7 protein-coding genes and 1 pseudogene are annotated in these 9,241 nt (G+C 70.7%); 4 read left to right on the top strand and 4 right to left on the bottom strand.

Annotated features, from left to right (window positions below; translation table 11 throughout):
* From FNH04_RS35060 to FNH04_RS35050, 3 genes are all read left to right on the top strand, one after another.
* Window positions 1-2,121 (top strand): ArnT family glycosyltransferase (locus FNH04_RS35060; RefSeq protein WP_152789888.1); only part of this gene is annotated, 2,121 nt, incomplete at its 5' end.
* Window positions 2,122-2,297: 176 nt separating this feature from the next.
* Complete coding sequence (locus FNH04_RS35055) at window positions 2,298-3,773, top strand: MFS transporter (protein WP_152789887.1); 1,476 nt, start codon at window positions 2,298-2,300, stop codon at window positions 3,771-3,773.
* A 97-nt stretch (window positions 3,774-3,870) separates the two neighbouring features.
* Complete coding sequence (locus tag FNH04_RS35050; RefSeq protein WP_152789886.1) at window positions 3,871-4,647, top strand: TetR/AcrR family transcriptional regulator; 777 nt, start codon at window positions 3,871-3,873, stop codon at window positions 4,645-4,647.
* A gap of 83 nt (window positions 4,648-4,730) precedes the next feature.
* Here the strand turns inward: FNH04_RS35050 and FNH04_RS35045 are convergent, their stop codons facing one another.
* From FNH04_RS35045 to FNH04_RS35035, 3 genes are all read right to left on the bottom strand, one after another.
* Window positions 4,731-5,201 carry a PPOX class F420-dependent oxidoreductase gene (locus tag FNH04_RS35045; RefSeq protein ID WP_152789885.1) on the bottom strand — a complete coding sequence of 157 codons (471 nt, stop codon included), beginning with the start codon at window positions 5,199-5,201 and terminating at the stop codon, window positions 4,731-4,733.
* 354 nt (window positions 5,202-5,555) lie between these two features.
* Window positions 5,556-8,006 (bottom strand): MFS transporter, encoded by a 2,451-nt coding sequence (locus FNH04_RS35040; protein WP_152789884.1) that lies wholly within the window; start codon window positions 8,004-8,006, stop codon window positions 5,556-5,558.
* Between the two features lie 23 nt (window positions 8,007-8,029).
* Window positions 8,030-8,521 (bottom strand): MarR family winged helix-turn-helix transcriptional regulator, encoded by a 492-nt coding sequence (locus FNH04_RS35035; RefSeq protein WP_152789883.1) that lies wholly within the window; start codon window positions 8,519-8,521, stop codon window positions 8,030-8,032.
* Window positions 8,522-8,674: 153 nt separating this feature from the next.
* Between FNH04_RS35035 and FNH04_RS35030 the strand changes: the two genes are divergently transcribed.
* The gene (locus FNH04_RS35030; protein ID WP_152789882.1) at window positions 8,675-8,872 is read left to right on the top strand and encodes a hypothetical protein; all 198 of its coding nucleotides are present in this window, start codon (window positions 8,675-8,677) and stop codon (window positions 8,870-8,872) included.
* Between the two features lie 12 nt (window positions 8,873-8,884).
* Here FNH04_RS35030 and FNH04_RS35025 read toward each other — a convergent pair.
* Window positions 8,885-9,241, bottom strand: a pseudogene (locus FNH04_RS35025) (hypothetical protein); the annotation flags it as partial.

The following is a 9,241-nucleotide window of genomic DNA, read 5'->3' as shown; positions in this document are numbered from 1 at the left end:
CCCGAGGGCGGCGACCCCAAGCAGCCCTTCGTGCGCCGCCTGTGGAGAGGCAGGCCCGAGGACCACCACTGGACGCGTCCCGCGTTCCTCCTCGCGCTGCTGCTGATCGGCGGCCTCTACACCTGGAACCTCACGGCCTCCGGGTACGCCAACTCCTTCTACTCCGCGGCCGTTCAGGCCGGCAGCCAGTCCTGGAAGGCGTTCTTCTTCGGCTCGCTGGACTCGGCCAACGCCATCACCGTCGACAAGCCCCCGGCCTCGCTGTGGCCGATGGCGCTGTCGGTCAGGGTCTTGGGGCTCAACTCCTTCGCGATCCTGTTCCCGCAGGTGCTGATGGCCGTCGCCACGGCCGGTGTGCTGTGGGCCGCTGTCCGCCGCCGGTTCGGTGCCGCGGCCGGCTTCATCACCATGGCGGTCTTCGCGCTCACGCCCGTCGCCGCGCTGATGTTCCGCTTCAACAACCCGGACGCGGCCCTCGCGCTGCTGAGCGCCGCCGCGGTCTACTGCACGCTGCGCGCCATGGAGAAGGCGCAGACGAAGTGGCTGGTCTGGGCCGGTGTCGCGATCGGTCTCGCCTTCCTGGTGAAGACCCTCCAGGCCTTCCTGATCCTGCCGGTCCTCGCCCTGGTGTACGTGGTCTTCGCGCCGGCCTCCTGGAAGAAGCGCGTCGGACAGGTGCTGCTCGCCGGGCTCGCCATGGTCGTCTCGGGCGGCTGGTGGGTCGCGATCGTCGAGCTGTGGCCCGCGTCCTCGCGCCCGTACATCGGCGGCTCGCAGACCAACTCCTTCCTCGAGCTGACGTTCGGCTACAACGGCCTCGGCCGTATCAACGGCAACGAGACCGGCAGCGTCGGAGGCGGCGGTGGCGGCAACGGCGGCGGCAACTGGGGCGAGACCGGCTGGGACCGGATGTTCAGCTCCAACATCGGCGGCCAGATCGCCTGGCTGATCCCGGCCGCGCTGATCATGTTCGCGGCGGCCCTGTGGATGACCCGGAAAGCCAGGAGGACGGACACGGCCCGCTCCGCGTTCCTGCTCTGGGGCGGCTCGCTGCTGATCACCATGGTGATCTTCAGCTTCATGCAGGGCATCTTCCACGAGTACTACACCGTGGCCCTCGCCCCCTACATCGCGCCGCTGATCGGCATGGGCGCGGCCGTGTTCTGGGAGGAGCGCGGCAAGATCTGGGCGTCGCTGACGCTGGCGGGTGCGATGACGGCGACCGCGGTGTGGGGGTACGTCCTCCTCAACCGCTCCTCCGACTACCTGCCCTGGCTGAAGTGGGTCGTGCTCGTCGGCGGTCTCGTCGCGGCGCTGGGCCTGGTCTTCGTCGGCAAGCTGGGCCGTCACCTGGCCATGGGTGTCGTGGGGTTGAGCGTCGTCACCGCGCTGGCCGGCCCGACGGCGTACACGCTCACCACGCTGAACGAGGGCCACACCGGCTCGATCATCACGGCGGGTCCCGCTGTCGCGGGCGGTCGCGGTGGTCCCGGAGGCGGTGGCGGCATGGGCGGCGGCCCCGGTGGGGGCGGCGGCTTCCCGGGCGGTGGTCAGAACCAGCAGGGCCAGCAGAACCAGCAGAACGGCAACGGGCAGAACGGTCAGATGGGTCAGCCCCCGACCGGCGGCTTCCCGGGCGGCGGCCAGAACCAGCAGAACCAGCAGGGCCAGCAGAACGGCAACGGCACCACCCAGAACCAGCAGGGTGGCCGGATGGACGGCGGTGGCGGTGGCGGTGGCGGCATGGGCGGTCTGCTCAACGGCGCGTCCGTCAGCGACGAGGCCAAGGAGCTGCTGGAGAAGAACGCGAGCGACTACACCTGGGCCGCCGCGGCCATCGGCGCCCAGAACGCCGCGAGCTACCAGCTCTCCACCGGCGAACCCGTGATGGCGATCGGCGGCTTCAACGGCACCGACCCGTCCCCGACGCTGGCCGAGTTCAAGAAGTACGTGGAGGAAGGCAAGATCCACTACTTCATCTCCAGCGGCAACGGCGGCGGCATGGGGGGCAGCAGCAACGGCACCTCCTCGCAGATCAGCTCCTGGGTCCAGGAGAACTTCAAGGAGGTCACGGTCGGCAACGCCACGTTCTACGACCTGACGCAGCCGACGAACAGCTGATGAGCGGCTGAGCTGACAGGTCCCCTCGAAGGGCGGTGGCCGGGGCGAGTGCCTCGGCCACCGCCCTTTTCCGTCGATCTCCACCCTTTTCCGGCCCGCCTCTTATTCGCTGTACAGCGTACGAGAGGCGTTCTACGGTGTACGAGAATCGTCCCATACACCGTAGAAGGAAACCCATGGCATCGCAGGGACACCCCCAGCGCTGGCTCATCCTCGGCGTCATCTGTCTGGCGCAGCTCACCGTGCTGCTCGACAACACCGTGCTGAACGTGGCGATCCCGTCCCTCACCGAGGAACTCGGCGCGGCCACCTCCGACATCCAGTGGATGATCAACGCCTACTCACTCGTGCAGTCCGGACTGCTGCTCACCGCGGGCAGCGCCGCCGACCGCTACGGCCGCAAGAAGATGCTGATCACGGGTCTCGCCCTGTTCGGCATCGGCTCACTGGTGGCCGGACTCGCCGACTCCACCGGCCAGTTGATCGCCGCCCGCGCGGGCATGGGCGTCGGAGGCGCGCTGCTGCTCACCACCACGCTCGCGGTCGCGATGCAGATCTTCACGCCCGAGGAGCAGCCCAGGGCGATCGGTATCTGGGCCGCGGTCAACGCGCTCGGGTTCGCGGTCGGTCCGCTGGTCGGCGGCTTCATGCTCGACCACTTCTGGTGGGGCGCGATCTTCCTGATCAACCTGCCGGTCGCGGTGCTGGGGCTCGTCGCGGTGGTGGCGCTCGTGCCGGAGTCCAAGAACCCGCGGGGCGACCGTCCGGACCTGCCGGGTGCGCTGCTGTCCACGATCGGTATGGCTTCGCTCGTCTTCGCGATCATCTCCGGGCCCGAGCACGGCTGGACCTCCGGCCGGGTGCTGGCCACGGCGGCGGTGGCCGTGGTGGTGCTGGCGGGGTTCGCGTACTGGGAGAGCCGGATCCCGTATCCGATGCTCGACATGCACTTCTTCCGGGACCGGCGGTTCACGGGTGCGGTGGGGGGTGCCGTGCTGATCGCCTTCGGCATGGGCGGGGCGCTGTTCCTGCTGACCCAGCACCTGCAGTTCGTCCTCGGCTACGAACCCCTGGAGGCCGGTCTGCGTACGGCTCCGCTCGCGCTGACCATCGTGGTGCTCAACTTCTCCGGTCTGTCGGCGAAGTGGGCGGCGAGGCTCGGCAATCCGGCCTCCATCCTGCTCGGCATGATCCTGATGTCCGGCGGGCTGGTGTCGATCGCGACGCTCGCGGAACACGGCTACCCGGGCACCCTCCTCGGGCTGCTGCTCATCGGCGCGGGTGGTGCCCTCGCCAGCCCCGCCATGGCGCACGCCATCATGAGCGCGATCCCGCCGGAGAAGGCGGGCGTGGGTGCGGGCATCAACGGCACGCTCGCGGAGTTCGGCACCGGCCTCGGTGTGGCGGTGCTCGGCGCCGTCCTCAACTCCCGCTTCGCCGCCCTGATCCCGGCTGCCGCGACCTCGCTGCCGGCGGCGCTGGCCACGGCCGGCTCGGCGGAGGAGCGGAAGCGGATCACCGACGCGTTCTCCTCCGGACTGGAGACCAGCCAGTTGGTGGCCGCGGCCGCGGTGCTGCTCGGCGGTGTGGTCGCCGCCGCGTTGCTGCGCAGGGCCGAGAGGGCAGACTCGAAGGTGGCGGTGTCGGTGTGACGCCCCGTGCCGGACACGAGGCGTCCCTGCGCACTTAAGCTCGGGGAGGGGCGCGTTTCGGCCCCTCCGCGAAGTACCGGTTCGAGGAAGGTGCGCCATGGTGAGGGCAGCCGAGCGGGCGGGGGGCCGTCCGGCGCGGGCCAGCGTCTGGCTGGAGGACAGGGCGCGGCGCGGCGGTACGGCGCGCGGAGGTCAGCCCTCCGGCCTCGACCGGGACCGGATCATCGCGGCGGCGGTCCGGCTGCTGGACGCCGAGGGGCTCGCCAAGTTCTCCATGCGCCGGCTGGCGACCGAGCTGAACGTGACGGCGATGTCGGTGTACTGGTACGTGGACACCAAGGACGACCTGCTGGAACTGGCCCTGGACCTGGTGTTCGGCGATGTGCGGCTGCCCCCGGAGGACTCGGACGAGGACTGGCGCGACCAGTTGCGGGCGCTCGCGAAGGAGTACCGGGAGGTGCTGGTCCGGCATCCGTGGGTGTCGCCGCTCGCGGGGACGTTCCTCAACATCGGGCCGCACTCGCTGGACTTCTCGATGGCCGTGCAGCGGGTGGTCCGGCGGACCGGACTGCCGGCGCTCGGGCAGACGGGGGCGATCGCGGCCGTCTTCCAGTTCGTGTACGGCTTCGGCACGATCGAGGGGCACTTCGTCGAGCGGTGCGCGGCGGCCGGGATGAGTCAGGACGAGTACTTCCGGGACGCGATGAGCGCCGTGACGGCGGCTCCCGAGCTCAGCGAGCTCGTCCAGCAGTCCGCGGACCTGATGGAGGCGCGGGGCGGGGACACGGTGGAGGAGATGCGGGAGCGGGACTTCACGTTCGCCCTGGACACGCTGATCGCGGGGATCGAGACGATGGTGGACCGCTTCGGGTGAGCTCGGTGGAGAGGACGTGCAGCGGCGGTCTGTCAGCGCCGTGAGGCCACCGCTCGCACACCCACCATCGCGTCACCCGGCCCCTACTCCTGCGGCGCCAGCCGCGCCGGGAAGCCGCCCGTGGCCACGGGGCCCCACTTCGCGGGCGTGACGCGGATGATCGACTTCCCCTGCTTGACCATGGCTTCCCGGTACTCGTCCCAGTCCGGGTGCTCGCCCGCGATGGTGCGGAAGTACTCGACGAGGGGCTCGACCGAGTCGGGGGAGTCGATGACCTCGGCCGTGCCGTCGATCTGGACCCAGGGGCCGTTCCAGTCGTCGCTCATCACGATGACGCTGACCTGGGGGTCCCGCTTGGCGTTGCGGGTCTTGGCGCGTTCCGGGTAGGTCGAGACGACGATACGGCCCGAGTCGTCGACACCGCAGGTCAGAGGGGAACCCTGGGGACTGCCGTCGGCGCGGCGGGTGAGGAGGATCGCGCGGTGGCGGGGGCGTACGAAGTCGAGCAGCTCGTCGAGGGAGACGGTGGTGTTCGTCGCGATGTTCGGTGCCATAGCGGCAGCCTAGGCGCTCCGCTGGGTGGCCGGTGTTTTGTGTGCGGGTTTGTTGTGGTTGGTCGCGCGGTTCCTCGCGCCCCTGGGGTGGGTGTGTCTGCGGGTTTGTTGTGGCTGGTCGCGCAGTTCCCCGCGACCCTGGTTCGCTAAGTCCTCGCGGGGGAGTTCGGCCGTCGGGTGGGAGGCGGTCCGGATGCCGCCCCAGGGGGTCGTTCCGGTGCCGAGGTGGGCGAGGTCCGGGTCCACGGGGGAGTACGGCTCCGTGCAGGCCCAGTTGTGGGTGGCTCCTTGCGTCGATGCCGGCCCGTGGCGCGCGCGTCCGCTCCAACGCCCGCCCCACGGGCCGGGGCTCACCTACTCGCCGGGGTGGGCGAGTTCGATGTCGTGGCCGTCGACTCCCCGGCCGGTGACCGTGAGGGCCGTGGCCACCGGCGGGTAGCCCGTGGCGATGACGGTGTACTCGCCGCTGTCCAGATCGGTGAAGGCGTACGCCCCGTCCGTGCCGGTCGTGGCCGTGCCGACCACGTTGCCCGCCGCGTCGACCAGGGTCACGCGGGCGTCACCGAGGGGGCCGCCGGAGGCCCGTACGACACCCTGGAGGCGGGCTCCGGCGCGGAGTTCGACCTCGATCCGGGTGACGCCGCCGCCGATCTCGACGGGGAGGGCGCGGGGCCGGTGACCCGGCGCGTTCACCGCGACCGTCACCGTGCCGGGCACGAGGTCGGCGAAGGTGAACTCACCTTGCTGACCGGTGGTTCCGGTGGCCAGAACGTCTCCGCGGACGTCCGTCACGACGACCATCGCGTCCTTGGCGGGAAGTTCCGTCCCGGCTTCGCGGACCGTGCCGCTCAGACCGCTGGTCCCGCTGAGGAGGAGGTCGTACGTCACCGGCTCGCCGTTCACGACGACGGTGGACGCCTGGGGCTGGAAGCCGTTGGCCGCGGCGATCAGGACGTACGAGCCGGGGCCGGGCGTGTCCACCGCGTACGCGCCGTCGGCCCGAGCGACCGCGCGGCCCAGCTGGCGTCCGCCGAGGGAGATGAGGGTCACGGCGGCCCGCGGTACGGGGGTGCCCTCGGCGCCGCGGACATGGCCGCGGACCGGGGTACCGCCGGTGGAGGGTGCCGGGTCGGCCACCGTCTGCTCCCGGGTGCCCTCGGAGACGGTCGCCGTGGTCGGCGAACCGGCCGACGGCTGCTGCGACTCGGCGGCGGCCGCGGCCTGGGCCAGGGCGCCCTTCGTCCGCAGCGGGACCTCCTTGATGAACAGGGAGAAGAGAAGGGCGAGCAGCGCGACCGGCGCGGTGTAGAGGAACACGTCCGCGATGCCGTGCCCGTAGGCGCCCTCCACGACCGCGCGCAGCGGACCGGGCAGCGCGTCCATGTCCGGGATGCTGTCGGAGGTGTGGGAACCGGAGAGCCCGGCCGAGTACTTCGGGTCCAGCGTGGCCAGCCCGTCCTTGAGGTAGTCCGTGATCCGGTGGGTCAGCACCGCGCCCAGGGCGGAGATACCGACCGTGCTGCCGAGCGAGCGGAAGAAGTTCACCGTGGAGCTGGCGGCGCCCAGGTCGCCGGGGGCCACCTGGTTCTGTGTGCACAGCACCAGGTTCTGCATCATCATGCCGACGCCGAGACCCAGCAGCGCCATGAAGACCGCGACGCGCCAGTACGGGGTGTCGTACCGCATCGTGCCCAGCAGACCGAGGCCCGCGGTCAGCAGCACTCCGCCGGCCAGCAGCCAGCCCTTCCACCGCCCGGTCCGGGAGATGAACTGGCCGGAGACGGTCGAGGCGAGGGCGAGGCCCCCGATCATCGGGATGGTCAGCACGCCGGACATGGTGGGCGACTCGTTGCGGGCCAGCTGGAAGTACTGGCTGAAGAAGATCACGCCCGCGTACATCGCGATACCGACGAACAGGGCGGCGATCGAGGCCAGCGTGATGGTGCGGTTGCGGAACAGCCTGAGCGGGATGATCGGCTCGCTCGCCTTCGTCTCCACGAGGCAGAAGAGCGCGAAGAGCACGAGGGTGCCGCCGACCATCGAGTACGTCTGCCAGGACAGCCAGTCGTACTTGTTCCCGGCGAAGGTCACCCAGACCAGCAGCAGACAGACCGCGGCCGTGATCAGGAACGCGCCGGCCCAGTCGACCTTGACCTTCCGCTGGGTGACGGGGAGGTGCAGGGTCTTCTGCAGCACGATCAGGGCCAGGGCGGCGAAGGGCACGCCCACGTAGAAGCACCAGCGCCAGCCGAGCCAGCTCGTGTCGGTGATGACACCGCCGATCAGCGGGCCGCCGACCATCGCGGTGGCGAAGGTGGCGCCGAGGTAGCCGCTGTACCGGCCGCGCTCACGCGGGGCGATCATCGCCGCCATGATGATCTGGGCCAGCGCGGTCAGCCCGCCCATGCCGATGCCCTGGACGGCGCGGAACGCGATGAGCATGCCCGGGTTCCGGGACAGGCCCGCTGCCGCCGAACCGGCCACGAAGATCACCAGCGCCACCTGCACCAGCAGCTTCTTGGAGACGAGGTCGGCCAGCTTGCCCCACAGCGGGACGGACGCGGTCATCGTCAGCAGGGACGCGGTCACGACCCAGGTGTAGGCGTTCTGCCCTCCGCCGAGGTCGCTGATGATGTCGGGCAGCGCGTTGGACACGATCGTCGACGACAGGATCGCGACGAACATGCCCAGCAGCAGCCCGGTCAGCGCTTCCAGGATCTGCCGGTGCGTCATCGGAGCGCCGCCGGAGGCCCCGCCCCCGTGCTCGGCGTGGGCCCGCACACCGGCTGGTGTGGTCGTTGCCATGGGCTTCCTTCTCTTCGTGCTGTTCAAGCGGGTGTACGGGTGGTCTCCTCCGCGGCGGACGCGATCGGCGGCACCCGCGGCCCGGCCCGGCGGTCGCCGAAGCTCTCGCGCAGCCGGGTCATGAGCCGGACCAGCAGCCCGACCTCGTCGTCGGACCAGTCGTCCAACCGGTGGGCGAGCAGCCGGGTGGTGCGCTCGTAGAGGTCGTCGAGCCGGTCCCGGCCCTCCGGGGTCAGACGCAGGAGGCGCGAGCGCTTGTCGCCGGGGTCGGGGAGCCGCTCGATCCAGCCGCGCCCGGCCACATGGGCGACATGGCGGCTCGTCACCGACATGTCCACGGCCAGCAGCTCCGCGAGCCTGCTCATCCGCATGTCGCCGTGGCGTCCGAGCAGCGTCAGCACGCCCGCCGAACCGGCGGGGCAGTCCGGCGGCAGGATCCGTGCCATGTCCCGCCGGACGGCCCCGATGGCGCTGAGCGAGCGGGCCAGCTCCTCGTACTGCGCCTTCTCGGCCATCACGCCTCCGTATTTGTTGCTTAGAGCAACCATAAAATTGATTGGTTGCTACAGGCAAACGAAAACCGGGCTCTCGGGACCAAAAGGTTGGTAAAAGCGAACGGGGCCCCCACGCTTGGGCGGCCCCTCCCGCATTCGCTAGGGTCCTGGGCCATGGCAAACACCCAGGGCCCCCAGGGCAACCACGACCCCGCCGGCAGCACCCAGATGTTCCGCGCCTTCGTCGACGAGGGTGGTCCCCAGAGCCGCCGTCAGGCGCCCGCGTCCTCCGGGCCCCGCATCGGCGTGATCGTCGGCGTCATCGCGGCCGTGGCGATCGTCGCCGCCGTCGCCTGGCTCGCGCTGAAGTAGTCACGTCGGGAGTCACTCCCACTCCACCGAGACGTCCCGCGTCTCGATGTGCATGCCCAGCGGTACGCGCCACTCCTCGACGCACACCGTCCAGGTCTCCTCGCGCCGCTCGCCGGCGTCGATGGGCGCCGGGAGTTCCTCGGTGGACTCGACGGTGGCCCACTCGATCCCGAGCGGGCCGATGACCTGCGTCCCGAAGGTCACCGTGCCGGAGCGCACCGCGGTGCCGCCCGTGTTGTGGAACTCCACGGTCACCTTCTCGCACCACCGCTCGTCCGTGGGCTCCCGCTCGGGCGCGCCCACGCTCAGCTCGGCGGGCCCGTCCGGTGACGGTGTCGCCGTACCGCCGCCGGTGGACGGGCCGGGGGC

Origin of the sequence: Streptomyces phyllanthi (assembly GCF_009377205.1) — a bacterium.
GTDB classification, from domain to species: domain Bacteria; phylum Actinomycetota; class Actinomycetes; order Streptomycetales; family Streptomycetaceae; genus Streptomyces; species Streptomyces phyllanthi.
The sequence above is the reverse complement of the archived record's forward strand: the minus strand, read 5'-3'. Positions and strand labels throughout refer to the sequence as shown.